Here is a 25622-nt window from a genome sequence, read left to right as displayed (position 1 = left end):
GGAGACATCCGTCAGCGTCCGTTGAAGGCGTCCTTCAGGCGGGAGAACAGCCCCTGCTGCCCCGGCTGGAACTGGCCCAGCGGGCGCTCCTCGCCGCGCAGCTTCGCCAGCTGGCGCAGCAGGTCCTCCTGCTGGGGGTCGAGCTTGGTCGGCGTGGTGACCTCGACGTGGACGATCAGGTCGCCCCGGCCGCCGCCGCGCAGATGCGTCACACCGCGCCCGTGCAGCGGGATGGACTGGCCCGACTGCGTGCCCGGGCGGATGTCCACCTCCTCCATGCCGTCCAGCGTCTGCAGCGGCACCTTGGTGCCGAGCGACGCCGCCGTCATCGGGATCGTCACCGTGCAGTGCAGATCGTCGCCACGGCGCTGGAAGACGTCGTGGTTGAGCTCGTGGATCTCCACGTACAGGTCACCGGCGGGGCCGCCGCCGGGGCCGACCTCGCCCTCGCCCGCGAGCTGGATCCGGGTGCCGTTGTCGACACCGGCCGGGATCTTGACCGTGAGCGTGCGGCGCGAGCGGATGCGGCCGTCGCCGGCGCACTCCGGGCACGGCGTGGGCACGACGGTCCCGAAGCCCTGGCACTGGGGGCAGGGGCGGGAGGTCATGACCTGGCCCAGGAAGGACCGGGTGACCTGCGACACCTCGCCGCGGCCGCGGCACATGTCACACGTCTGCGCCGAGGTGCCGGGGGCAGCGCCCTCGCCGGAGCAGGTCGTACAGACGACCGCCGTGTCGACCTGGATCTCCTTGGTCGTACCGAAGGCCGCCTCGTTGAGGTCGATCTCCAGCCGGATCATGGCGTCCTGGCCCCGGCGGGTGCGCGAGCGCGGGCCGCGCTGCGCCGCGTTGCCGAAGAACGCGTCCATGATGTCCGAGAAGTTCCCGAAGCCGCCCGCGCCGAAGCCACCCGCGCCACCGCCGCCGGAGGACGACAGGGGGTCGCCGCCGAGGTCGTAGACCTGCTTCTTCTGCGGGTCCGAGAGGACCTCGTAGGCGGCGTTGATCTCCTTGAAGCGCTCCTGCGTCTTCGGGTCCGGATTCACATCCGGGTGGAGTTCACGCGCCAGGCGCCGGAACGCCTTCTTGATCTCGTCCTGCGATGCGTCGCGGCGTACGCCCAGTACGGCGTAGTAGTCCGTGGCCACTTACGACTCCGCCAGGATCTGTCCGACGTAACGTGCCACTGCGCGTACCGCTCCCATCGTTCCGGGGTAATCCATGCGGGTCGGTCCGACCACGCCGAGTTTTGCGACGGCCTCGCCGCCCGAACCGTAGCCGACCGAGACGACGGACGTGGAGTTCAGCCCCTCATGGGCGTTCTCATGCCCGATTCGTACGGTCATGCCCGATTCCTTGGCCTCGCCGAGCAGCTTGAGGAGCACCACTTGCTCCTCCAGCGCCTCCAGCACCGGCCGGATGGTCAGGGGGAAGTCGTGCCCGAAGCGGGTGAGATTGGCGGTGCCGCCGATCATCAGCCGCTCCTCGGTCTCCTCGACCAGGGTTTCGAGCAGGGTGGAGAGCACCGTCGAAACGGTTCCTCGGTCCTCCGGCTCGAAGGACTCCGGCAGGTCCTGCACCAGCTGCGGGACGTCCGCGAAGCGGCGCCCCACCACCCGGCTGTTGAGCCGGGCCCGCAGGTCCGCCAGCGAGGTCTCGCCGAACGGCGCCGGGCAGTCGACCAGCCGCTGCTCGACCCGTCCGGTGTCCGTGATGAGCACCAGCATCAGCCGGGCCGGGGCCAGCGACAGCAGCTCCACGTGCCGCACGGTGGACCGCGTCAGCGACGGGTACTGCACGACGGCGACCTGCCGGGTCAGCTGCGCGAGCAGCCGCACGGTCCGCGCCACCACGTCGTCGAGGTCGACGGCGCCGTCCAGGAAGTTCTGGATGGCCCGCCGCTCCGGCGACGACAGCGGCTTGACGCCCGCGAGCCGGTCGACGAACAGCCGGTAGCCCTTGTCGGTCGGGATGCGACCGGCACTGGTGTGAGGCTGGGCGATGAAGCCCTCCTCCTCGAGGACGGCCATGTCGTTGCGGACGGTCGCCGGGGAGACGCCCAGCGCGTGCCGCTCGGTCAGGGCCTTCGAGCCCACCGGCTCCTCGGTCCCGACGTAGTCCTGGACGATGGCGCGCAGGACCTCAAGTCTGCGTTCACTGAGCACCGCGCACACCTCCAGCTGTCGTCCCTAGGCGCTCTGCCTGGCACTCTGTGCGTTCGAGTGCCAGCAATCCCCCGGCCAGTGTACGGCCGACCGGTACACCCCTAGCAAGGGCGGCCGCCCGTGACGCTCGCGGCGCGGTGGAGCGGCGCGGCCGGGCGCCACGCCCGACCGCCCGGGATAGCGTCACGTCATGGACGTCAGATGGGAAGAGTTCGGGTGGGAGCGGCTCGGCGACGGCGTGGGCCGGCGCCGCCTTCCGGGGTGGGACGCGACGGTGGGCCTGGTCGTCGGCGACGACGCGGTCCTGATGTACGACACGGGGTCGACCCTGCGCGAGGGCGCCGAGCTGCGCGCCCAGGCGCAGGCACTGCTGGGGCGGCGGGTGACGCACATCGCACTCAGCCATCCGCACTTCGACCACGTGCTCGGCACGGCCGCGTTCTCGGGGGCGGAGGTGTACGGGGCGGTGGGCATCGACCGGGTGCTCGACGGCGACGCCCTGCGTATCGACGCCGTCACGCAGGGGGTGCCTGCCGCGCAGGCCGCCGAGGCGGCGGATCTGCTGGTGCTCCCGCACCACTTCGTGACCGGCGAGTGGACGCTGGAGCTGGGCGGGCGGCAGGTGCTCCTGGCGAATGTGGGCCCGGGCCACTCGGGCCACGACCTGGCGGTCCTGGTCCCGGCCTCCGCCGGCTCCCCCGAGATCGTCTTCTGCGGCGACCTGGTCGAGGAGTCCGGCGAGCCGCAGGCGGGCCCGGACGCGGTCCGCACCCGCTGGCCCGCCGCGCTCGACCGGCTGCTCGACCTGGGCGGCGAGGACGCGGTGTACGTGCCGGGGCACGGGGCGGTGGTGGACGCGGCGTTCGTACGGGCGCAGCGGGCCCAACTCGCGGCGGAATTCGGCGTGTCGTAGCGCCGTACACCCATATGGCCACATGAACCGCCCGTATTCTCATCCGAATGCGCAGCTACAGCCCGGATCTGACCCCGCCCTGGAAGAAGGGGACCCCGGCCCCCGAGGTGCCCGCCGAGCTCGACCTGGTCGTCGAGGAGGTGACGACCGGGTTCTGCGGGGCGGTGCTCCGCTGTGAGGCGGGGACGGTGACGCTGGAGGACCGCTTCGGCAAACAGCGGGTGTTCCCGCTGGCGGCCCGTGGGTTCCTGCTTGAAGGGAAGGTCGTCACGCTGGTACGCCCGCCGGCGCCCGCGCCCTCGCGCCCGGCGCGCACGGCGTCGGGCTCCGTGGCGGTGCCGGGGGCGCGGGCGCGGGTGGCGCGGGCGGGGCGCATCTATGTGGAGGGGCGCCACGATGCGGAGCTGGTGGAGAAGGTGTGGGGCGACGACCTGCGGATCGAGGGGGTCGTCGTCGAATACCTCTCGGGCATCGACGACCTCCCCGCGATCGTCGCGGACTTCGCGCCCGGTCCCGACGCGCGCCTGGGCGTCCTGGTCGACCACCTGGTGCCCGGCTCCAAGGAGTCCCGGATCGCGGCGGCGGTCACGGGGGCGGACGTGCTGGTCGCCGGGCATCCGTACATCGATGTGTGGGAGGCGGTGAAGCCGGCGTCCGTGGGGATCGGTTCTTGGCCGGTGGTGCCGCGGGGTGAGGACTGGAAGACGGGTGTCTGCCGGGCCCTGGGCTGGCCCCCCAACACGGGGACGGCGTGGCAGCGGATCCTGTCCGGGGTCCGCACGTACCGGGACCTGGAGCCGGAGCTGCTGGGCAGAGTGGAAGAGCTGATCGACTTCGTCACAGCCCCCACCCCGCCCCTTCCCTAAACCCTCCGGGGGTGGGTGGGGGGCGAAGGTGATCTCCCGGGGGCTACGCCCCCGGACCCCGTGGCGGGGCTGCGCCCCTGCACCCCGCTTCGCGTTCGTCTGCGGGTCGTATGTGGCTGGTCGCGCAGTTCCCCGCGCCCCTGAAGATGCCGCTCCGCGGCAATCCCCTGGGGCGCCCCGCAGGGGCGCATCTCAGGGGCGCGGGGAACTGCGCGAGCAACCGGCCACGACCCGCAGACGAACACGGGCCCCGGGCGCAGCCCCGTAACGGGGTCTGGGGGCATAGCCCCCAGCAGCCCACCCCGACCCCCACCCGGCCGCCCGCCAGAGGGCTTTAGGGAAGGGGCGGGGAGGGGACGGGAAAGGTCAGTCCACCAGGTCCCGTACCACCCCGTCCGCCAGCAGCCTCCCCCGCAGCGTCAGCACCGCCCGCCCCTCCCCGTACGGACCGGGCTCAAGGAGCCCGTCCGACAGGTGGCGGCGCGACGCCGCCAGCCCCGCCGGGCGCAGCAGGGACAGCTCGCAGCCGTCACGGAGGCGCAGCTCCAGGAGGATGCGCTCCACGCGACGGTCCGACGAGGAAAGGACCTCGCGGCCGGCGCCCGGCGTACGCCCACCCGCCAGCGCCCCCGCATACGCCCCAGGATGCTTCACGTTCCACCAGCGCACCCCACCCACGTGGGAGTGCGCCCCCGGCCCGGCCCCCCACCAGTCCGCCCCCCGCCAGTACAGCTCGTTGTGCAGGCAGCGCCCCGCCTCCGTGGTGGCCCAGTTGGACACCTCGTACCAGTGGAAGCCCGCCGCCTCCAGCACCGAGTCCGCGATCAGATAGCGGTCGGCGTGGACGTCGTCGTCCGTCATCGGGACCTCGCCCCGGCGGATCCGGCGCGCCAGCTGGGTGCCCTCCTCGACGATCAGGGCGTAGGCGGAGATGTGGTCGGGGCCCGCCCCGACGGCCGCCGCCAGCGACTCGCGCCAGTCGTCGTCCGTCTCCCCCGGCGTCCCGTAGATCAGGTCGAGGTTGACGTGGTCGAAGCCCGCCGCCCGCGCCTCGGCGACGCACGCCTCGGGGCGACCGGGCGTGTGCGTACGGTCGAGGATCTTCAGGACGTGCTGCTTCGCGCTCTGCATGCCGAAGGAGACCCGGTTGAAGCCCCCGGCGCGCAGCTCCTCCAGATACGCCCGGTCCACCGACTCCGGATTCGCCTCCGTCGTCACCTCGGCGTCGTCCGCCAGACCGAACTCCTCGCGTACGGCGGAGAGCATCCGGACCAGGTCGGCCGCCGGCAGCAGCGTCGGCGTGCCGCCGCCCACGAAGACCGTACGGACCGGGCGCGGGTCGTCCCCGAGCACCTTCCGGGCCAGGCGGATCTCGTCGATCAGCGTGGCCGCGTAGTTGTCCCGGGACGCCAGGACGCCGCCGGAGCCGCGCAGCTCGGTGGCGGTGTATGTGTTGAAGTCGCAGTACCCGCAGCGCGTGGCGCAGTAGGGAACGTGCAGGTAGAAGCCGAGCGGCCGCTCCCCCGCGCCCTCCAGGGCGGAACCGGGCAGCGCCCCGTCCTCGGGCATGGGCTCACCATCGGGCAGTACGGAAGGCATGCCCCCATTGTCCGCCACCCGGCGGCAAGCCCTCACCGGGCCTGGAGGACCAGCAGCGCCAGGTCGTCCTCGGGCGGCGTCGTGCCGAACGCGTACACCGCCCGCTTGACGCTCTCGGCGACCCCCGTCGCCGTCATCCCCACACACCCCGCGAGCACCGCCGCGAGCCCGTCGCCGTCGTCGAACATCTGCCGCCCCGAGCGGCGCTCGGTCACCCCGTCCGTGACGCACAGCAGGGTGTCCCCGGGCATCAGCCGGAAGCTCTCGCTCTCGTACGCCGCCCCCTCCACCACGCCGATCAGCACCTGCGGCACCGCCGCCGCCCGCACCGACCCCTCGGGCCGCAGCAGCAGCGGCAGCGGGTGCCCGGCGCTGGCCAGGGTGCACACGACGCCGCCGCCCTGCTCCGGCGGCACCGGCACCAGCTCCCCGTACAGCAGGGACAGGAAGCGGGCCTGCGGGCCCTCGGCCACCTCGCGGCCGCCCGCCGCCGCGACCATCCGGGCGGCCGCCTCCGCCGCCTCGACGCCGTCGTCGACGAGCAGCTTGTTGAGGCGGTCGAGCACGTCGTGCACCGCGTACCCCTCGCGGGCCAGCAGCCGCAGCCAGGGCCGCACCAGGCCGGTGACGACCGCCGCCTCGGGGCCGCTGCCCTGGACGTCGCCGAGCGCGAAGCACCAGCGACCGTCGGCGCCGGGGAACAGGTCGTAGAAGTCGCCGCCCGCGACCCCCTCGCCGCTGGGCTGGTAGACCAGCGCGCTGTCGACGCCGGGGATCTCCGCCACGCTCGCGGGCAGCAGCCCGCGCTGCAGGACCCGGCTGATGGTGACCTGGCGGGTGTACTGGCGGGCGGCGCCGATCGCCAGCGCCACCCGGCGCACGAAGTCCTCCACGAGCCCGGTGACCTCGTCGGGGATGCGCGCCATCCCGCCGCGCCCCAGCATGAGCACGCCGACGGCCCGGCCGCCCGCCACCATCCGGTACGCGAGCGCCGCCCCGTCGTCGCCGTCCCGCGGGCCCGGCCAGGGCATCGGGACCGGGCCGCCGCGCGCCGACTCCGGCAGCCGGGGCGGCTCCTTCTCCAGGACCGCCCGCAGCTCCTCGATCCCGGACTCGCGGGCGTGCCACACCCGGGCGAGCCGGGGCTCGCCGACCGGGCCGCCCGCCTCGGGGTCGAGCCAGATCGCGCACCAGTCGCAGAGCCGGGGCACCAGGAGCTGGCCGGCGAGCGCCGCGATCATGTCCTCGTCGAACTGGCCGGCCAGCAGGTCGGACGCCTCCGCCAGGAAGGAGAGGGCGCCCCGGTTCACCCAGTCGCGGTCAGGGCCGGAGGGGGCGCCGCGCGGGGCGGTGGCCAGTATCTCGGCGGCGCGCAGGCCGCGTTGGAGCCGTTCGTCGGAGCCGGGGTCGCCGTCGGAGCGGGCGGCGTCGTCCGCGTCGAGGACCAGCCGCGCCCACACCGTCTTCAGTCCGGTGCGGTAGGTGATCCCCCAGCACTCGGCGAGCGCCGCCACCAGGTGCAGGCCCCGCCCGTACTCCGGCGCGCCCGGCTCGCGCGCCCCGCGCGGCTCGTTGCGTACGACCCGGGAGGGGTGGTGGTCGGAGACCTCGACCACCACGGCCCCTGGCTCGTCACCGGCGGGCGGCTCCAGTCGGCAGACCAGCTCGACGGTGGTGCCGGCGTGCACCACGGCGTTGGTGACCAGCTCGTTCACGAGTATCGCCGCGTCGTCGGCGGCCCGGTCGTCGAGCCGGGCCGCGCCGGGCGCCCCCTGGGCCGTCCAGTCGGCGAGCGCGGCCCGTACGAAGCGGCGGGCGGCGGAGGGGGCGAGCGGGTTGCCGGGCAGGCTGGTGCGGGCGGCGGACCCGCTCCCGCGCTCCGCCGGGTCGGGGGCGGGCGCCTGGCGGAGTGGGCGGTTCACGCTCTCCCGCTGCGTTGGAATGGACCCCACGGTGCGGCTCCTGATCGGTTCTCACATTGCGCACCTCATGACACCGACAGAGTGACAGACTGAGCGTGCCCATAAGCGCCGAGTCACCGAAGTGGGCCGAGATGAACAGAGACAGTGCCGTGCCGCCCGGGGGCGGAGACTGGATCCGGGCACTGGAGTTACGCCCGCTGCTGGCCGCGATGACCGCCCTGCGCGACGGCGACTTCGGGGTCCGGCTCCCGGAGACCTACGAGGGCATACCCGCCGAACTGGCGGCGATCTTCAACCAGGTCGCCGTGCGCAACCAGCACCTGACCGACGAACTGCTGCGGGTGCGCCGCGAGGTGGTCCGGCACGGCCGCCTGGACGAGCGGCTGGCCGCCAGCCCCGGGCAGGGCGCCTGGCAGGCGGGCGTGACCAGCGCGAACACACTGATCGACGCCCTGGTCGTACCGGCGGCGAACGCGACGCGCGTGCTGGACGCGGTGGCGGGCGGCGATCTGACCCAGCGGGTCGATCTCCACGACGGGAACCGGCAGTTGCGCGGCGATCTGCGCCGGCTGGGCCGGGCCGTCAACAAGATGGTGGACCAGCTCTCGCTGTTCACCGGCGAGGTGACCCGGGTCGCCCGCGAGGTCGGCACCGAGGGGCGCCTCGGCGGACGCGCCAAGGTGCAGGGCCTGAGCGGCAGTTGGCGGGACGTGACCGAGGCCGTCAACACCATGGCGTCCCGGCTGACCGCGCAGGTCCGCGACATCGCCGCGGTGACCACGGCGGTGGCGCGGGGCGATCTGACCCGTACGGTGACGGTCGAGGCGACCGGCGAGCTGCTCGAACTGAAGCTCACCGTGAACACGATGGTCGACCAGCTCTCCGCGTTCGCCGACGAGGTCACCCGGGTCGCCCGCGAGGTCGGCACCGAGGGCCAGCTCGGCGGGCGCGCCCAGGTCCGGGGCGTCTCCGGGGTCTGGAAGGACCTCACCGACAACGTCAACTTCATGGCGTCGAACCTCACCTCGCAGGTCCGCAACATCGCCCAGGTGACCACGGCGGTCGCCAACGGCGACCTCTCGCAGAAGATCACCGTCGACGCCCAGGGCGAGATCCTGGAGCTCAAGTCGACCATCAACACCATGGTCGACCAACTCTCCGCCTTCGCCGACGAGGTCACCCGCGTCGCCCGCGAAGTCGGCACCGAGGGCAATCTGGGCGGGCGCGCCCAGGTCCGGGGCGTCTCCGGGGTCTGGAAGGACCTCACCGAGAACGTCAACTTCATGGCGGACAACCTCACCTCCCAGGTCCGCAACATCGCGCTCGTCTCGACGGCGGTGGCCCAGGGCGACCTCGGCAAGAAGATCACGGTCGAGGCGAAGGGCGAGATCCTGGAGCTCAAGTCGACGATCAACACGATGGTCGACCAGCTCTCCGCCTTCGCCGACGAGGTCACCCGCGTCGCCCGCGAGGTCGGCACGGAAGGCAACCTCGGTGGCCAGGCGCAGGTGCGCGGGGTGTCCGGGGTATGGAAGGACCTCACCGACAACGTCAACTTCATGGCGTCGAACCTCACCTCCCAGGTCCGCAACATCGCCCAGGTCACCACCGCCGTCGCCAACGGCGACCTCTCCAAGAAGATCACCGTCGACGCGCGCGGCGAGATCATGGAGCTCAAGGACACCGTCAACACGATGGTGGAGCAGCTGCGCGCGTTCGCCGACGAGGTCACCCGCGTCGCCCGCGAGGTCGGCACGGACGGGCGGCTCGGCGGGCGCGCCCAGGTCCTCGGCGTCTCCGGCGTCTGGAAGGACCTCACCGACAACGTCAACTACATGGCGGACAACCTGACTTCGCAGGTCCGCAACATCGCCCAGGTGGCGACCGCGGTGGCCCAGGGCGACCTCTCCAAGAAGATCGACGTGGACGCGCGCGGCGAGATCCTGGAGCTGAAGACCACCATCAACACCATGGTCGACACGCTCTCCTCGTTCTCCTCCGAGGTCACCCGGGTCGCCCGCGAGGTCGGCTCGGAGGGCCAGCTCGGCGGCCAGGCCCGCGTCGAGGGCGTGTACGGCACATGGAAGCGCCTGACCACCAACGTCAACGAGCTCGCCCTCAACCTCACCACCCAGGTCCGCGCGATCGCGGAGGTGGCCTCGGCCGTGGCTCAGGGCGACATGTCCCGCTCGATCACCGTGGAGACCCGGGGCGAGGTCTCCGAGCTCAAGGACAACATCAACCTGATGGTGTCCAACCTGCGCGAGACGACCCGCGCCAAGGACTGGCTGGAGTCGAACCTGGCCCGCCTCGCGGGTCTGATGCAGGGCCACCGCGACCTGATGGAGGTCGCCGACCTGATCCTGCGCGAGCTGACGCCGCTGGTGAACGCCCAGTACGGCGCGTTCTTCCTGGCCGACCCCGACAACGAGGGCACCCCGTCCCGTACGACGTCGACGACCAAGGGGCTCGCCTTCATCGCGGGGTACGGCTCGGCGCAGGGCGCGACCGTCGACACCACCGGCATGCCCGGCCACGGCCTGGTCCGCCAGGCCGCCCTGGAGAAGAAGCGGATCCTGTTCGAGGAGGCGCCGCCCGACTACATCAAGATCAGCTCGGGGCTCGGCGAGGCGTCCCCGGCCAGTGTCGTGATCATCCCGATCCTCTTCGAGGACAAGCTCCTCGGCGTGATCGAACTGGCCTCGTTCTCCCGCTTCTCCGACGTCCACCTGGCCTTCTTCGACCAGTTCGTGAACACCATCGGCGTCGCGATCAACACCATCATCGCCAACTCCCGTACCGAATCACTGCTCAGCGAGTCCCAGCGGCTCGCCATCCAGCTCCAGGAGCGCTCCGACGAACTCCAGCGCCAGCAGGCCGAGTTGCAGCGCTCCAACGCCGAGCTGGAGGAGAAGGCCGCGCTGCTCGCGACCAGCTCCCAGTACAAGTCGGAGTTCCTGGCGAACATGTCGCACGAGCTGCGCACCCCGCTCAACTCGCTGCTCATCCTGGCCCGGCTGCTCTCCGACAACCCGGACGACCGCCTCTCCGACCAGGAGGTCCAGTTCGCCACCACGATCCACCGCTCCGGCTCCGACCTGCTCCAGCTGATCAACGACATCCTGGACCTGTCGAAGATCGAGGCCGGCCGGATGGACGTACGACCCAAGAAGCTGCCGCTGATCAAGGTGCTCGACTACGTCCACGCCACCTTCCGCCCGATCACCCTCGACCGGGGCCTCGCCTTCGAGGTCTCGGTGGGCGAGGACGTGCCGCGCGAGATGTACTCGGACGAGCAGCGGCTCCAGCAGATCCTGCGCAACCTCCTCTCCAACGCGATCAAGTTCACCTCCGCCGGCCGCGTCGAGCTCCGCGTCAGCCGCCTCAAGGACCCGGAGGACGGGGTGCTGGGCGGCGCGGACGACCTGATCGCCTTCGCGGTCACCGACACGGGCATCGGCATCGCGCCGGAGAAACTCCCGGTGATCTTCGAGGCGTTCCAGCAGGCCGACGGCACGACCAACCGCAAGTACGGCGGCACCGGCCTCGGCCTCTCCATCAGCCGCGAGATCGCGGGCCTGCTCGGCGGCCGGATCATCGCCGAGAGCGAGCCGGGCACCGGCTCCACCTTCACGCTGTACGTGCCGGTGCTCTACCCCGGCCATGTGACGGGCGAGTTCGACCAGCCCCCGGAGCTCGCCGCCGACCCGGCCGAGCCACCCTCCTCCGAGCACATGCTGCTGCCCGACCAGGACGACGACTGGCCGACCAGCACCAAACTGGAGGAGTGGAAGGAGGGCCGGGCGGGCCAGGTGCTGCCGGGGCGGCGGGTGTTGATCGTCGACGACGACATCCGCAACGTCTTCGCCCTCACCCATGTGCTCGGCCGCGTCGGCATGCCCGTGCTGTACGCGGAGAACGGCCGCGAGGGCATCGAGACCCTGGAGCGCAACCCGGACGTCGAACTGATCCTGATGGACATCATGATGCCCGAGATGGACGGGTACGAGACGATCGAGGCCATCCGCCGCAGCCCCCTGTGGACCGATCTGCCCATCGTCGCCCTCACCGCGAAGGCGATGCCCGGCGACCGCGAGAAGTCGATCGCCAAGGGCGCCAACGAATACGTGCCCAAGCCCGTCGACGTGGACCGGCTGCTCACCGTGGTCTGCGCCCTGCTGGACCCGGAGGGCAGCGGGGGCGGCACGGCGAGCGCGTCCGTACCGGAGCAGTCGAGCGGCACCGGGGAGCCCGCCGCCGCTCCGCCGACCACGTAAGGCGACACGATGAGCACAGCGGCACCACCCGACGACCGGGCGAGCATCCTCCTCGTCGACGACATGGAGGACAACCTGATAGCCCTGGAGGCCGTCCTGGGCTCGCTCAACGAGCCGCTGGTACGGGCGCGTTCGGGCGAGGAGGCGATGAAGGCGCTGCTGCGGCAGACGTTCGCGGTGGTGCTGCTCGACGTACGGATGCCGGGCATGGACGGCTTCGAGACCGCGACCAACATCAAACGGCTCGACCAGACGAAGGACGTGCCGATCATCTTCCTGACCGGCACGGACGGCGACAGCGGCTATGCGTTCCGGGGGTACGCCACGGGCGCGGCGGACTTCCTCACCAAGCCGTTCGACCCCTGGGTACTGCGGGCGAAGGTGAACGTGTTCCTGGACCTGCACCGCAAGAACCGCCAGCTGGAGCGGCTGCTGGCGCGCGAGCAGAAGCAGCTCGGCGAGATCGCGGAGCGGCTGGCGGAGATCGAGGCGGAGCTGGCGCGCGGCTGCCTGGCCGGGGCGAGCGACCTGCACCACCAGCTGCTGACGCTGGAGGAGATCATCCGGGACATGAGAAGGGGGCGCGGCTGAGCGCGCCCCCGACTCGCGTACCGGCTACGCCTCCTTGGCGCCCGAATACATCTCGTCGATGAGCTCCTTGTACTGGCGCTCCACGACCGGCCGCTTCAGCTTCAGGCTGGGCGTCAGCTCGCCGTGCTCCACGTCGAGGTCGCGCGGCAGCAGCCGGAACTGCTTGATGGTCTGCCAGCGCTGGAGCCCCTCGTTGAGGCGCTTCACATAGCCCTCGATCAGCGCCACCGTCTCCTGGTGGGCGACCACCTCGGCGTACGAGCCGGTGACGCCGTGGTCCTTGGCCCAGCCCAGGATCGCGGGCTCGTCGAGGGCGATCAGCGCGGTGCAGAAGTTCCGGTCGGCGCCGAGCACCAGGATGTTGGAGACGAACGGGCAGACCGCCTTGAACTGGCCCTCGACCTCGGCCGGCGCGATGTACTTGCCGCCGGACGTCTTGATCAGGTCCTTCTTGCGGTCGGTGATCCGCAGATACCCGTCCGGCGAGAGCTCGCCGATGTCACCCGTGTGGAACCAGCCGTCCGACTCCAGCACCTCGGCCGTCTTCTCGGGCAGCTTGTGGTAGCCCTCCATGATGCCGGGGCCGCGCAGCAGGATCTCGCCGTCGTCGGCGATGCGCACCTCGAGGCCGGGCAACGGCTTGCCGACGGTGCCCGTGCGGTAGGCCTCGCCCGGGTTCACGAAGGAGGCGGCGCTGGTCTCGGTGAGTCCGTACCCCTCCAGGATGTGGATCCCGGCGCCGGAGAAGAAGAAGCCGATCTCGGGGGCGAGCGCCGCCGAGCCGGAGACGGCGGCGCGCAGCCGCCCGCCGAACGCCTCGCGGATCTTCGCGAACACCAGCGCGTCCGCGACCTTGTGCTTGGCGCCGAGGCCGAACGGCACCGAGGCCTTGCCGGTGCGCCGGAAGTTGTCCTGGCTGACCTTGGCGTACTCGCGGGCCACCTCGGCCGCCCACTGGAAGATCTTGTACTTGGCGCCGCCGGCCTCCCGGGCCTTGGCGGCGACCCCGTTGTAGACCTTCTCGAAGATCCGGGGCACCGAGGCCATGTACGTCGGCTGGACGACCGGCAGATTCTCGATGATCTTGTCGACGCGGCCGTCGACGGCCGTCACATGGCCGACCTCGATCTGCCCGGAGGTCAGCACCTTGCCGAAGACGTGCGCCAGCGGCAGCCACAGGTACTGCACGTCCTCGCCGCTGATCAGCCCGGTCGCCGCGATGGCCTTCGCCATGTACGACCAGTTGTCCTGCGGCAGCCGCACGCCCTTGGGGCGGCCGGTGGTGCCCGAGGTGTAGATCAGCGTAGCGAGCTGGGTGGAGGTGATGGCCGCGATCCGCTCCTTGATCGCGTCCGGGTGCTTCTCCAGGTACGCGGTGCCGCGCGCCTCCAGCTCGGCGAGGGTGAGCACCCAGCCCTCGGGGTCGCCCTCGGCCGGCTCGGCGCCCGCCGCGTCGAAGACCACGACGTGCTGCAGCTCTGGCAGCTCGGCCCGGCGCTCGCGCGCCTTGGCCAGCTGGGCGGCGTTCTCCGCGAAGAGCACCCGGCTCTCGGAGTCGCCCAGGATGTACGCCGACTCCTCGGCGTTGGTCTGCGGGTAGATCGTGGTGGTCGCGCCGCCCGCGCACATCACGCCGAGGTCCGCGAGGATCCACTCGATGCGGGTGGAGGAGGAGAGCGCCACGCGCTGCTCGGAGGTCACGCCCAGGTCGGCGAGGCCCGCCGCGATCGCGTAGACGCGCTCGGCGGCCTGCCCCCAGCTCAGCGACTTCCACTCGTCGGGACCCTGGCCGTCGGCGGCCGGGACCGGATGGCGGTAGGCCTCCAGGTCCGGGGTGGCCTCCACCCGCTGGACGAAGAGGGCCGCCACGGACGGTGGCCGGTTCTCGATCAAAGTCTGCGTGTCGCTCACGACGTCCTCCGGGCTGGCCTGCGGCAGGGCTGCGGCTGCTTCTTGTTTAACTGGCGAGTAACCATCGGGCCGTGATCAGAGTAAAGCGCTCCCGCCCGCCGCGTAAGGGGCAGTGGAAGCGGGTTTCATAACGAACGGACCCCCACTCCGAAGAGCGGGGGTCCGCCGTGACACCGGGGGCTACTCGCCGGTCACTTCTTCTTGCTCGCAGACTCGTCGCTGGACAGCACCGCGATGAAGGCCTCCTGCGGAACCTCCACGGAACCGACCATCTTCATCCGCTTCTTGCCTTCCTTCTGCTTCTCGAGCAGCTTCCGCTTACGGGAGATGTCACCGCCGTAGCACTTGGCGAGGACGTCCTTGCGGATGGCGCGGATGGTCTCGCGGGCGATCACCCGGGAGCCGATCGCGGCCTGGACCGGCACCTCGAAGGCCTGGCGCGGGATGAGCTCGCGCAGCTTGGCGACGAGCCGCACGCCGTACGCGTACGCCGCGTCCTTGTGGCAGACCGCGGAGAAGGCGTCGACCTTGTCGCCGTGCAGCAGGATGTCGACCTTGACGAGGCTGGCGGACTGCTCGCCGGTGGGCTCGTAGTCCAGCGAGGCGTAGCCCCGGGTCTTGGACTTCAGCTGGTCGAAGAAGTCGAAGACGATCTCGGCGAGCGGCAGCGTGTAGCGGATCTCGACGCGGTCCTCGGAGAGGTAGTCCATGCCGAGCAGGGTGCCGCGCCGGGTCTGGCAGAGCTCCATGATCGAGCCGATGAACTCGCTGGGCGCGAGGATCGTGGCGCGCACGACCGGCTCGTACACCTCCGAGATCTTCCCCTCGGGGAACTCACTCGGATTGGTGACGGTGACTTCCTTGCCGTCTTCGAGGACGACCCGGTAGACCACGTTCGGCGCGGTGGCGATCAGGTCGAGCCCGAACTCGCGCTCGAGCCGCTCGCGGATCACGTCGAGGTGCAGCAGGCCGAGGAAGCCGACGCGGAAGCCGAAGCCGAGCGCGGCGGAGGTCTCCGGCTCGTAGACCAGCGCGGCGTCGTTGAGCTGGAGCTTGTCGAGGGCCTCGCGCAGGTCCGGGTAGTCCGACCCGTCCAGCGGATACAGACCCGAGAAGACCATCGGCTTCGGGTCCTTGTACCCGCCGAGCGCCTCGGTGGCGCCCTGGTGCAGGGAGGTGATGGTGTCACCGACCTTGGACTGCCGGACGTCCTTGACACCGGTGATCAGATAGCCGACCTCGCCGACACCGAGCCCGTCGGCGGGCAGCATCTCGGGCGAGTTCGTCCCGATCTCCAGGAGCTCGTGCGTCGCCCCGGTGGACATCATCCGGATCCGCTCGCGCTTGTTGAGCTGACCGTCGACGACACGGACGTACGTGACGACGCCCCGGTACGAGTCGTAGACCGAGTCGAAGATCATCGCGCGGGCGGGGGCGTCGGCCACACCGACCGGCGCGGGCACGTCGCGCACCACGCGGTCGAGCAGCGCGTCCACGCCGATGCCGGTCTTGGCGGAGACCTTCAGCACGTCCTCGGGCTGGCAGCCGATGAGGTTGGCCAGCTCCTCGGCGAACTTCTCGGGCTGCGCCGCCGGAAGGTCGATCTTGTTGAGCACGGGAACGATCGTGAGGTCGTTCTCCATGGCGAGGTACAGGTTCGCCAGGGTCTGGGCCTCGATCCCCTGGGCGGCGTCGACGAGGAGGACGGTCCCCTCGCAGGCGGCGAGCGACCGGGACACCTCGTACGTGAAGTCCACGTGCCCGGGGGTGTCGATCATGTTCAGGATGTGCGTCCGGCCCTGGTCCGGCCCCTCGCTGGGAGCCCACGGCAGACGGACGGCCTGAGACTTGATCGTGATGCCACGCTCACGCTCGATGTCCATGCGGTCGAGGTACTGGGCGCGCATCTGCCGCTGATCGACCACACCGGTCAGCTGGAGCATCCGGTCGGCAAGGGTCGACTTGCCGTGGTCGATGTGCGCGATGATGCAGAAATTGCGGATCAGAGCCGGGTCGGTACGGCTCGGCTCGGGCACGTTGTGAGGCGTCGCGGGCACGCAGGGTCCTGATTCTTGAGACGCGGGGCGTCTCGTCTCGGGCGATGTCGGATCGATACGTAGCCCCTATCGTCCCATGGGAACGGGACTGCGCTCGGTTTGGGCCGCCAGGTGGACGGCTGGTAACCTGGGCAGCTGTGCCTCGTCTGCCCTCTCAGCTGCGAGTGCCACAACCATCTGATACATCGAACCTGCAAAGGCTCTTTCGTGGCGAACATCAAGTCCCAGATCAAGCGGAACAAGACCAACGAGAAGGCGCGCCTGCGTAACAAGGCCGTCAAGTCCGAGGTCAAGACCGCGATCCGCAAGGCCCGCGAGGCTGTCCTGGCCGGCGACGTCGAGGCGGCCGACACGGCTGTCCGCACCGCCTCCAAGAAGCTGGACAAGGCCGTCAGCAAGGGTGTCATCCACAAGAACGCCGCCGCCAACAAGAAGTCGGCGCTGGCCACCAAGGTTGCCGCCCTCAAGGCTGCCTAATTCTGTCCGGCCGGCCTCAATAGTGGGCTGACCACTTGATAGACCACCGGTAGGGACCCAGCGGGCCCTCTCTTCCGCTCCCGACCCGGTACCCGCACCACCGCCGCACGCGGCCTGCGTTCGCCACGCGGGTGCGGCGAAATAGTTTGAGCAAGACCCCGTTTCCGTCCGGCTGGGCGGGGGCGGGGTTTTGTGTTGGGGGGTACGGGGGGCGGGGCCGCAGGGCCCGCGAAGGGGTGCAGGGGGCGGAGCCCCCGCCCTTCAGGGGCGCGGGGAACGGCGCGAGCAACCCAGCACGGTCCGCAGACGAAAGAAGCGGGGTGCAGGGGGCGGAGCCCCCGCAACGGGGTCCGGGGGCGAAGCCCCCGGGAAACCACCTCCACCCCCACCCACCCCCGGAGGGTTAAGGGAAGGGGCGGGGAGGGGCTCACCGCCGAGCCCGAGCAGCCCGCGCAACCGCCACAACCGCCTTCTCCAAGGCGTACTCAGGATCGTCCCCCCCGCCCTTCACCCCCGCATCCGCCTCAGCCACTGCCCGCAGCGCAACAGCGACCCCATCCGGCGTCCACCCCCGCATCTGCTGCCGCACCCGATCGATCTTCCACGGCGGCATCCCCAGCTCACGGGCGAGATCGGCGGGCCGCCCACCCCGGGCCGACGACAGCTTCCCGATCGCCCGCACCCCCTGAGCCAGCGCACTCGTGATCAGCACCGGTGCCACCCCGGTCGACAGTGACCACCGCAGCGCCTCCAGCGCCTCCGCCGCCCGCCCCTCCACGGCCCGGTCCGCGACCGTGAAGCTGGACGCCTCCGCCCGCCCGGTGTAGTAGCGCGCGACGACCGCCTCGTCGATGGTCCCCGCCACGTCCGCGCACAGCTGCGACACCGCCGAGGCGAGCTCCCGCAGATCGCTGCCGATCGAGTCGACCAGCGCCTGGCACGCCTCGGGCGTGGCCGAACGCCCCAGCGCCCGGAACTCCGACCGCACGAACGTCAGCCGCTCCGCCGGCTTCGTCGTCTTGGGGCACGCCACCTCCCGCGCCCCCGCCTTGCGCGCCGCGTCCAGCAGTCCCTTGCCCTTGGCGCCGCCCGCGTGCAGCAGCACGAGCGTGATCTCCTCGGCGGGCGCGTCGAGGTACGCCTTCACGTCCTTGATCGTGTCCGCCGACAGGTCCTGCGCGTTCCGTACGACCACGACCTTGCGCTCGGCGAACAGCGAAGGGCTGGTCAGCTCGGCCAGCGTGCCGGGCTGGAGCTGGTCGGAGGCGAGGTCGCGCACATCGGTGTCCGCGTCGGCGGCCCGTGCGGCCGCCACCACCTGCTGCACTGCGCGGTCGAGCAGCAGGTCCTCCTGGCCCACGGCGAGCGTGAGCGGGGCGAGCGGATCGTCGGTGGAATTCTTCCTGGTGGCCATCGCCGTCCAGCATCCCACGCGGCACTGACAGGCCCCCACTGCCAGCACCTCGCGGCCACCGACAGCAGCCGCCAGTGGCGTGGGGGGGCCGTTCCCCCGCACCCTTCCCCATACCGGAGAATGTCCAGGTGAGCGATGTGACCCGACACGTACTGGTGCTGCCCGACCGTGACGCCGCCGACGAGGTGGCCGAGGAACTCCCCGCCCGCTTCGGCCTGGCCGAAGAGCCCCAGCTCGTACGTGACGCCCTGGCCGGCGAGGACGACGCCGAGGACGCCCAGTGGCTGGTCGTCGTCGAGGACCCGCACCACCGCCTGGACCCGGCGGCCCTGAACGAACTCGCGGAGGAGTACGAGGGCTGGCTGGAAGCCCCGTAACCAGGGCAGCCCGCGAGCACGCGCCCCGGCCGGGGAGCACAACCGGGCTCACGGCCTACGGCTCACCCGGCCTTCGGCAGGACCTGAATGTCCATCTCGATGGAGATCGACGACCCGATCGCCGCGATCCCCCGCGCCAGCATGGTCTGCCAGGTCAGCGTGAAGTCCTCCCGGTGCAGCTCCGTCGCCGCCCGGCAGGCCGCCCGCGTCTCGCCCTCAAGCCCCGTACCGAGGCCGAGGTACTGCGTGTCCAGCGTGACCGTACGGCTCACCCCGTGCAGCGTCAGCCCGCCGATGATCGCCCAGCGGCTGCCACCCCGGTGCACGAACCGGTCGCTGTAGAACTCCAGCGTCGGGCAGCGCTCCACGTCCAGGAAGTCCCCGGACCGCAGATGGTCGTCGCGCATCCGGACACCGGTGTCGATGGACGCCGCGTCGATGACGACGTGCATCGCGGACTCCTCCATCCGCTCCCCGATCCGGATGGCCCCGGCGAACGTGTTGAACCGCCCGTGGATCCGCGCCAGCCCGATGTGCCGTGCGGTGAAGCCGATCTGGGAGTGCATCGGGTCGAGCTCCCACTCGCCCGGCTCGGGCAGCGCGGGCGGCTCCGCGAGCTGGAGCGTCACGTCACCGAGCCCGGCGAGCGTGCTCTCCGCCACCACGGCGTTGCTGTGGAACGGCTTGTACCCCTCCGCCGTCACCGCCAGCCGGTACTCCCCCGCCGGCACCGTCGCCATGACACTGCCGTACGGGTCGGTCTCCCCCGCGAGGACCTTGCGGCCCGCGCTGTCGCTGACCACGAACTCGGCCTGCCGGACCGGCTCGCTGACCGGGTCCAGGACCCGGCAGTTGAGCACCCCGGCCGTCGGCGGCACGGCGACCGCCGCGAGAGGTCCGCTCCGGACCGTACGAGCCGCACGACCGGCAAGGGCCGGGCGAGCCGTACGGTCAGTACGGGTCGTACGTGCCGTACGGGAAGGGTCGGTCGAACGCCTGCCGGGCCAGCGGCTGAACACGGTGCACACACTCCCGTGCGAGAAGGAACTTCCGGACCGCGCACGGCCAGGACATCCTCGTCACGGCAGGACTTGCGGCCCTTGACGAAGATGCATTCGATCACTCTTGAACCGTTCGAGGCAAACGGGGCCCATGTGACGTGTTGAGCAACACTGTCCGAAGAGGCCCGAATTGCTATCCCCGGTTACACCGCACGGTCGGCCAGGGGTCCCTCTCCCACAGGGGCACGCCATGCCCGGGGGGCGCCCGAACTCCCACCACGAGACCCGGCCCCCGCCCGCCCTCATGGCCCCCGCCCCAGCGGCACCGCCATCAGCCCGCTCCCCACCCCGTTCCCGCTCCCCCTCCCCGTCACCGCGATCGCCCCGTCCGCGTCCGTACGCAGCACCCGCGCCCCGGACGCCGCGAGCAGCGACACCGTGGCGGGCGCCGGGTGGCCGTACGGGTTGCCCCTCCCCGCCGAGATCAGCGCCAGCCGGGGCCGGACGGCCCGCAGCAGCGCCGGGTCCTGGTGGGCCGAGCCGTGGTGGGCGACCTTGAGGACGTCCACCGGCGGCAGCTCGGGGTGCGCCCGCAACAGGGCCTGCTGGGCGGGCGGTTCGAGGTCACCGGGGAGCAGCAGGGTCAGCCCTCCGGTCCGGACGAGGAGCGTGACGCTGGCGTCGTTCGGCCCGTCCGGCGTGACGGTCGGCGGAGGCAGCGGCCACAGCACCTCCCAAGTGAGACCGCCCACCGCACGCCGCTCCCCCGGCTCCACCGGGACGACCGGCACCCCCGCCCCGGCGGCGGTCCTCCGTACGAACCGGGCCTGTTCCGGCGGCTCTTCGTACGTCGCCGTCTCGATCACCCCGACGGCCCGCCCCCGCAACACCCCGGCAAGACCGGCCACATGGTCGGCGTGGAAGTGCGTGAGCAGGAGCAGCGGAATCCGGGTGACGCCCAGGGCTCTGAGGCACCGGTCCGCCGGAACGGGGTCGGGCCCCGCGTCGACCACCACCGCCGTCCCCTCCCCCGCCGCCAGCACCGTGGCATCGCCCTGCCCGACATCGCACATCGCGAACGCCCAGCCCGGCGGCGGCCAGCCGGTGACGATCCGGGTCAGCGGCGCGGGCCGCACCACGGCGAGCAGCAGGAGCACCGCGCACCCGGCGGCCACCCAGGGATGGCGGGGCAGCCGTCTGGCCAGGAACACCGCGCCGACGGTGACCCCGGCGAGCAGGGCCCCACCACCCCAGCCGCCGGGCCATCCCGTCTGCGCCCCCGGCAGCGCCGCCCCGGCCCGGGCGATGTCCGCGATCCACCCGGTCGGCCAGCCCGCACACCACGCCAGCAGTTCGGCGACCGGCATCGCGACCGGCGCCACGGCCAGGGCCGCGAACCCCAGCACCGTGGCCGGGGCCACCGCCAGCTCCGCCAGCAGGTTGCAGGGCACAGCCACCAGACTCACCCGCGCCGCGAACACCGCCACCACCGGCGCGCACACCGCCTGCGCCGCACCCGCCGCCGCCAGCACCTCCGCGAGCCGTCCCGGCACCCCGCGCCGCCGCAGCGCCTCACTCCACCCCGGGGCGATCGTCAGCAGCGCCCCTGTGGCCAGCACGGAGAGGAGGAACCCGTAACTCCCTGCCAGCTCCGGGGCGTACAGCACCAGGACCAGTACGGCGGCGGCCAGCGCCGGGATCAGCGATCTGCGGCGGCCCGTGGCGATGGCGAGCAGCGTGACGAGCCCGCAGGCCGCCGCGCGCAGCACGCTCGGCTCCGGCCGGCACACCACCACGAACGCCACGGTGATCATCCCGCCGAGCAGCGCCGTCGCCCGCAGCGAGATGCCGAGGCGCGGTGCCAGACCGCCCCGCTCGGCCAGCGAGGCCCGGCCGGGTGGTCCGATCAGCAGCACCAGGACGATCACCAGGTTGCTGCCCGACACCGCCATCAGATGCGTGAGGTCGGTCGCCTCGAAGGCCTCCCGCAGCTCGGGCGTGACCCGCGAGGTGTCCCCGACGACCAGCCCCGGCAGCAGCGCCCGGGCGTCGGGACTGAGCCCGTCGACCGCCTCCCGCAACCCGGCCCGCAGCTCACCCGCCGTACGTTGCAAGGCAGTCGGCTCCCCCACGACCTGTGGCGCCGCCCGCTCGGGCACCCGCACCACGGCGGCCACCCACTTGTCGTCCGGTCTCGGCGGCGCGATCCGGGTGGACACGCGCACCCGCGTCGACGGCAGCAGCCGCTGCCACGACTCCGGCGCGGTCACCAGAACCGGCGTCCGCACCCGGCTGGCGCCACCGTCCGGCCCGAAGACCCGCGTGACCACCGCCTGAATCACCACCGACCGCCCACCCCACGCAGCCCGCGCCCGGACCGGCCTCGGGTCGGAGGTTAGGGTCAAGTCGACGGTGGCGTGCGCGTATTGCCGCGCAAGCCCGGGAACCGGTCCCCGTCGCGCCTCGGCCACGTGCAACGCGCTCGCGGCGGCTCCGGCGGCCGCACACAGCAGCACGGCGGCGACGGCAACCCGGTTCGCCCACCAGGGCCCGGTCGCCCGGTGTGCCGTGGGCACGGGCGGTGCGGGTCCGATCCGATGCGTGGTGGGCGCAGGCGGGGCGGGCCTTGTCTGATGCGCCGTGGACACGGAAGGTGCGGGTCCGACCCGATCCCCCGCCGCCACAGGCGGTGCGGGTCCAGCCCCTCCCCAGGTACCGGCTCTGCCACCCACCCCGCTCCCCCAGCGCCGAATCGTCGGTACCAGCAGCACCCCCACCGCCACCAGGAACGTCACGATCCCCCAAGTCACCCACCGCACCGGGGCATTGAGCGCCACGGCGGCAGCAGCCCAGGCGCCGATCGCGGGCGGGACCAGGCGGAGGTCCGGCGGGCCCTCCTGGTGGGGGTCGGCGGCGCCGAGCGGGTTGCCGGACCCGACGTGGACTCCGGGGCGGTTCATGGCCGCACCAGCGGGCGGAGGTCCTCGAACCGGCGGTCACCGATCCCGTTGACCTCCCGCAACTCGTCGACGGACCGGAATCCGCCGTGCTGGGCGCGGTAGTCGACGATGTGCTGGGCGAGCACGGGACCCACCCCCGGCAGCGCGTCCAGCTGATCCACCGTGGCGGAGCCCAGGCTGACCGGCGCCCCGCCCGCCCCAGCGCTCCCTCCGCCACCGGCGACCGGCGCGGCCCCGCCCGGCACCGCGCCGGGCACGCCCACGACCACCTGCTCGCCGTCCATGAGCACCCTCGCCCGGTTGAGTCCGGTGACATCCACCCCGTCCCGTACGCCACCCGCCGCCGCCAGCGCGTCCGCGACCCGGGAGCCCGGCGGCAGCCGATGGATCCCCGGTCGCCGCACCTTGCCGCTGACGTCGACCACGATGCCCCCGCTCGGAGACGGCCCGGGCGCCCCACTCACCCCGGCCACCGGCACCGGGCTCGGGCCGGGGCTCGCCACGCGGACGGGAGGCGCCGGTCCCGTCACCCTTTCCGGGGCGCGCACGGGCTCGGGCCGCCCCGCCCAGAAGTGCTGCACGGCGAACCCCACGGCCACGATCAGCACCACACTCAGCGCGGCCAGACTCCTCGGCGTGAGCCCGCACCGCGCCTGCACCCACACCGGCAGCCGCTCCCACAGCGCCACCCAGGCCCGCTCCCGCACGCCTGGAAAGCCGCTTCCAGCAGACGGAGTTGACGGCGTCGGGACGGGCACGGGTGGACGTGGCGGGGCTGAAGGGACTGACGGATCGGGCAGGTCCGGCGGATCAGGTTGCGGAGGCGCGGGTGTGGGCGGAACAGTCGGCGCGGGCGCCGGGAGCAGTGCCTCCGCCCGCCGCCGCGCGGCAGTTCCTGCGGAGGCACGGACCCGGGTGCCGCGTGTGCGACGACCGTGACCATGGCGGGCACGGCCGTCCGAACCCGGAGCGCGGCCCGGCCCGCTCGTTGCGATGCGTGGTGATCGGATAGCCATGCCACGACCGTAGGCAGCTCCGCCCGACCCCGCTGAGCAGGCCCAATTCCCGTGGATAACCCAGCAGTTGTGGATATCTTCGCCACTCGTACGGGTGACTCGTACGCGTAACTCACACCGGTCGGCCGCCCCCAACGAACGGCCCAGCCGACGAATCACGCGCCCGGCGCCGCCAGACCACCCGCCCGACCAGCCGACTACACGTCCCCCACCACCCTCAGCGCGGCGAAACCACCGCACCCAGCAACCCGGGCCCCGTATGCGCCCCGATCACCGCGCCGACCTCGCTGACATGCAGGTCCGCCAGGCCCGGCACCCGCTCCCGCAGCCGTTCCGCGAGCGCCGCCGCGCGCTCGGGCGCGGCGAGGTGGTGGACGGCGATGTCCACCCGGCTCATCCCGGCGCGGTCGACGACGATCTCCTCCAGCCGCGCGATGGCCTTGGAGGCGGTGCGCACCTTCTCCAGCATCTCGATGCGGCCGCCCTCCAGCTGGAGCAGCGGCTTGACCGCGAGCGCCGAGCCGAGGAGTGCCTGGGCCGCCCCGATCCGGCCGCCCCGGCGCAGATAGTCGAGCGTGTCCACGTAGAAGAAGGCGGAGGTGCCCGCCGCGCGCTTCTCGGCCGCGGCCACCGCCTCGTCGAGCGTGCCGTCCGCCTCGGCCACCTCCGCCGCCGCCAGCGCGCAGAACCCGAGGGCCATCGCGACCATCCCGGTGTCCACGACCCGTACCGGCACCGGCGCGCTCTTCGCCGCCAGCACGGCGGCGTCGTAGGTGCCGGAGAACTCGGCCGACAGGTGCAGTGAGACGATCCCGGTCGCACCGGCTTCCGCCGCGGCCCGATAGGCGGCGGCGAACACGTCGGGGCTGGGTCGCGAGGTGGTCACGGAGCGGCGTTTCTGCAGGGCCAGGGCGAGGGAGCGGGCCGAGATCTCGGTGCCCTCCTCCAGCGCCTGGTCGCCGAGGACGACGGTCAGCGGCACCGCGGTGATGCCGTGCCGCTCCATCGTCTGCGGCGGCAGGTAGGCCGTTGAATCGGTGACGATCGCGACATGGCGGGACATGAGCGGGAGGTTACCCGCCGGGGGCGCCGCACGGCAGCCCGGCCCCGGTCCAATGATCAGTTTGGACCCCCCTTGACCGGTTCGGACGCGCGCCCGTGCCCGGGCGACGGCGGGCCGTCACGAACCCCCGGGTCCAGTTCCCGCAGGCCCGGTTCTCATGCCTCAGTTCGTCGTCTCCGGCTTGGCCGTCTTCTGCCACGGGTAAGTGGGCGCGGGCCGCGTCGCCCCGATCGCCTGTGGGGCGTCCGCCGCCGTCCCGGCTGCCGGGTCGAAGGCCGAGCCGGGTATCCCGCCCGGCACGTCCGTCGGCGCGTCCGCGGGCACCCCCGTGGTCGGCCCCTTCGTCGCCCAGTCCCGCAGCGCCCCGGACTCGACCTCGATCTCCGCGCTCAGCGCGGCCAGGTCGTCGTCGGCGAACTGCCGGGCCCGGTCGCGGGTCGCCCAGCGCAGCGAGTCCGCCGCGTGCGTGATCCGCTCCGTACGCTCGCGCAGCTCCGGCATCCGCTGGCCCACGCGCAGCTTGTCGGGCTCGCGCTCCAGGCGCTTGAGCTCGTCGTCCAGCTCGTGTCCATGGCCGCTCAGCCGCTCGAAGAGGCTCAGCGACTCCTTCAGGGACTCGTCCTGCTCCACGCGCGCGTGGAGCGCGTCCTGGGTTGCTCGCATCGAGGTGCGCAGCGAGAGCCGCAGCTGTGCGAGCTCGCCGGCCACGCCGACCTGGCCCATGCTCTTGGCCCGGAGCGTGGTGTCCTCGACGGCCTTGCGGGCCTGCGTGACCGTGCGCTCCACTCCTCGTCTGGCGGCGCCGACCGCCTTGACCGCCAGGTACACGCCCAGGACGACGAAGGCGACGAACATCAGCGCCAGGATCGCGATCGCGGCTTCCATGAACGTCCCCTCGATGTCGGTCGGCTTCCCTCCACCGTAAACGGAACGGGCAGGCCGGTGGTTCCCGTGGAACCCCCAACCTGCCCGTAGGGGAAACCCCCCACTACCGCTCGCCCGTCGCGCGGGAA

At 72.1% G+C, this 25622-nt stretch carries 18 protein-coding genes; 6 read left to right on the top strand and 12 right to left on the bottom strand.

The window, feature by feature from the left end; genetic code table 11:
• Positions 1-11: 11 nt before the first annotated feature.
• Both dnaJ and hrcA read right to left on the bottom strand, forming a co-directional pair.
• Positions 12-1148: a molecular chaperone DnaJ gene (gene dnaJ, locus IE252_RS29650; protein WP_067158864.1), complete on the bottom strand. Its 1137-nt coding sequence runs from the start codon at positions 1146-1148 to the stop codon at positions 12-14.
• Positions 1149-2165, bottom strand: coding sequence for a heat-inducible transcriptional repressor HrcA (gene hrcA, locus IE252_RS29645; RefSeq protein ID WP_190092499.1), 1017 nt, complete (start codon positions 2163-2165; stop codon positions 1149-1151).
• A 190-nt stretch (positions 2166-2355) separates the two neighbouring features.
• Between hrcA and IE252_RS29640 the strand changes: the two genes are divergently transcribed.
• Together IE252_RS29640 and IE252_RS29635 are read left to right on the top strand one after the other, a co-directional pair.
• Positions 2356-3078, top strand: coding sequence for an MBL fold metallo-hydrolase (locus IE252_RS29640; protein WP_190092498.1), 723 nt, complete (start codon positions 2356-2358; stop codon positions 3076-3078).
• Between the two features lie 47 nt (positions 3079-3125).
• The gene (locus IE252_RS29635; protein ID WP_190092497.1) at positions 3126-3944 is read left to right on the top strand and encodes a DUF3097 domain-containing protein; all 819 of its coding nucleotides are present in this window, start codon (positions 3126-3128) and stop codon (positions 3942-3944) included.
• A gap of 366 nt (positions 3945-4310) precedes the next feature.
• Here IE252_RS29635 and hemW read toward each other — a convergent pair whose 3' ends face one another.
• Positions 4311-5543 (bottom strand): radical SAM family heme chaperone HemW, encoded by a 1233-nt coding sequence (hemW, locus tag IE252_RS29630; RefSeq protein WP_190092496.1) that lies wholly within the window; start codon positions 5541-5543, stop codon positions 4311-4313.
• Between the two features lie 32 nt (positions 5544-5575).
• Complete coding sequence (locus IE252_RS29625; RefSeq protein WP_229848855.1) at positions 5576-7465, bottom strand: SpoIIE family protein phosphatase; 1890 nt, start codon at positions 7463-7465, stop codon at positions 5576-5578.
• A gap of 209 nt (positions 7466-7674) precedes the next feature.
• Here IE252_RS29625 and IE252_RS29620 point away from each other — a divergent pair, with 209 nt between their 5' ends.
• Together IE252_RS29620 and IE252_RS29615 are read left to right on the top strand one after the other, a co-directional pair.
• Positions 7675-11742, top strand: coding sequence for a HAMP domain-containing hybrid sensor histidine kinase/response regulator (locus tag IE252_RS29620; protein WP_229848861.1), 4068 nt, complete (start codon positions 7675-7677; stop codon positions 11740-11742).
• Positions 11743-11751: 9 nt separating this feature from the next.
• A complete protein-coding gene (locus tag IE252_RS29615; RefSeq protein WP_190092494.1) occupies positions 11752-12333 on the top strand; it encodes a response regulator in 582 nt (193 codons plus the stop codon).
• A 24-nt stretch (positions 12334-12357) separates the two neighbouring features.
• Here IE252_RS29615 and IE252_RS29610 read toward each other — a convergent pair whose 3' ends face one another.
• Positions 12358-14244: an AMP-dependent synthetase/ligase gene (locus IE252_RS29610; RefSeq protein ID WP_190092493.1), complete on the bottom strand. Its 1887-nt coding sequence runs from the start codon at positions 14242-14244 to the stop codon at positions 12358-12360.
• Positions 14245-14435: 191 nt separating this feature from the next.
• The gene (gene lepA / locus IE252_RS29605; protein WP_101388266.1) at positions 14436-16301 is read right to left on the bottom strand and encodes a translation elongation factor 4; all 1866 of its coding nucleotides are present in this window, start codon (positions 16299-16301) and stop codon (positions 14436-14438) included.
• 207 nt (positions 16302-16508) lie between these two features.
• Between lepA and rpsT the strand changes: the two genes are divergently transcribed.
• Positions 16509-16778: a 30S ribosomal protein S20 gene (gene rpsT, locus IE252_RS29600; RefSeq protein WP_101388267.1), complete on the top strand. Its 270-nt coding sequence runs from the start codon at positions 16509-16511 to the stop codon at positions 16776-16778.
• A 427-nt stretch (positions 16779-17205) separates the two neighbouring features.
• Here rpsT and holA read toward each other — a convergent pair whose 3' ends face one another.
• On the bottom strand, positions 17206-18192 hold the full coding sequence (holA, locus tag IE252_RS29595) for a DNA polymerase III subunit delta (protein ID WP_190092492.1): 987 nt from the start codon (positions 18190-18192) through the stop codon (positions 17206-17208).
• Positions 18193-18320: 128 nt separating this feature from the next.
• Between holA and IE252_RS29590 the strand changes: the two genes are divergently transcribed.
• A complete protein-coding gene (locus IE252_RS29590) occupies positions 18321-18569 on the top strand; it encodes a hypothetical protein (RefSeq protein ID WP_190092491.1) in 249 nt (82 codons plus the stop codon).
• A 62-nt stretch (positions 18570-18631) separates the two neighbouring features.
• Here IE252_RS29590 and IE252_RS29585 read toward each other — a convergent pair whose 3' ends face one another.
• From IE252_RS29585 to IE252_RS29565, 5 genes are all read right to left on the bottom strand, one after another.
• The gene (locus IE252_RS29585; RefSeq protein WP_190092490.1) at positions 18632-19447 is read right to left on the bottom strand and encodes a YceI family protein; all 816 of its coding nucleotides are present in this window, start codon (positions 19445-19447) and stop codon (positions 18632-18634) included.
• Between the two features lie 425 nt (positions 19448-19872).
• Positions 19873-22530, bottom strand: coding sequence for a ComEC/Rec2 family competence protein (locus tag IE252_RS29580; protein WP_190092489.1), 2658 nt, complete (start codon positions 22528-22530; stop codon positions 19873-19875).
• Positions 22527-23237: a ComEA family DNA-binding protein gene (locus IE252_RS29575; protein WP_308434569.1), complete on the bottom strand. Its 711-nt coding sequence runs from the start codon at positions 23235-23237 to the stop codon at positions 22527-22529. Before IE252_RS29575 ends, IE252_RS29580 begins: the two co-directional genes overlap by 4 nt.
• A 526-nt stretch (positions 23238-23763) precedes the next feature.
• Positions 23764-24609: a DegV family protein gene (locus IE252_RS29570; protein WP_190092487.1), complete on the bottom strand. Its 846-nt coding sequence runs from the start codon at positions 24607-24609 to the stop codon at positions 23764-23766.
• Positions 24610-24771: 162 nt separating this feature from the next.
• Positions 24772-25494 (bottom strand): hypothetical protein, encoded by a 723-nt coding sequence (locus tag IE252_RS29565; protein WP_190092486.1) that lies wholly within the window; start codon positions 25492-25494, stop codon positions 24772-24774.
• Positions 25495-25622: the final 128 nt, after the last annotated feature.

It is taken from the genome of Streptomyces melanogenes (assembly GCF_014649795.1).
Classification (GTDB): Bacteria; Actinomycetota; Actinomycetes; order Streptomycetales; family Streptomycetaceae; genus Streptomyces; species Streptomyces noboritoensis.
This window is presented reverse-complemented; position numbering and strand designations above follow the sequence as displayed.

Coding starts and splice junctions, on each gene's coding strand:
- IE252_RS29640 (WP_190092498.1), top strand. CDS start 2,356: ATGGACGTCAGATGGGAAGAGTTCGGGTGGGAGCGGCTCGGCGACGGC.
- IE252_RS29635 (WP_190092497.1), top strand. CDS start 3,126: ATGCGCAGCTACAGCCCGGATCTGACCCCGCCCTGGAAGAAGGGGACC.
- hemW (WP_190092496.1), bottom strand. CDS start 5,543: ATGCCTTCCGTACTGCCCGATGGTGAGCCCATGCCCGAGGACGGGGCG.
- IE252_RS29620 (WP_229848861.1), top strand. CDS start 7,675: ATGACCGCCCTGCGCGACGGCGACTTCGGGGTCCGGCTCCCGGAGACC.
- IE252_RS29615 (WP_190092494.1), top strand. CDS start 11,752: ATGAGCACAGCGGCACCACCCGACGACCGGGCGAGCATCCTCCTCGTC.
- holA (WP_190092492.1), bottom strand. CDS start 18,192: ATGGCCACCAGGAAGAATTCCACCGACGATCCGCTCGCCCCGCTCACG.
- IE252_RS29580 (WP_190092489.1), bottom strand. CDS start 22,530: ATGAACCGCCCCGGAGTCCACGTCGGGTCCGGCAACCCGCTCGGCGCC.
- IE252_RS29570 (WP_190092487.1), bottom strand. CDS start 24,609: ATGTCCCGCCATGTCGCGATCGTCACCGATTCAACGGCCTACCTGCCG.
- IE252_RS29565 (WP_190092486.1), bottom strand. CDS start 25,494: ATGGAAGCCGCGATCGCGATCCTGGCGCTGATGTTCGTCGCCTTCGTC.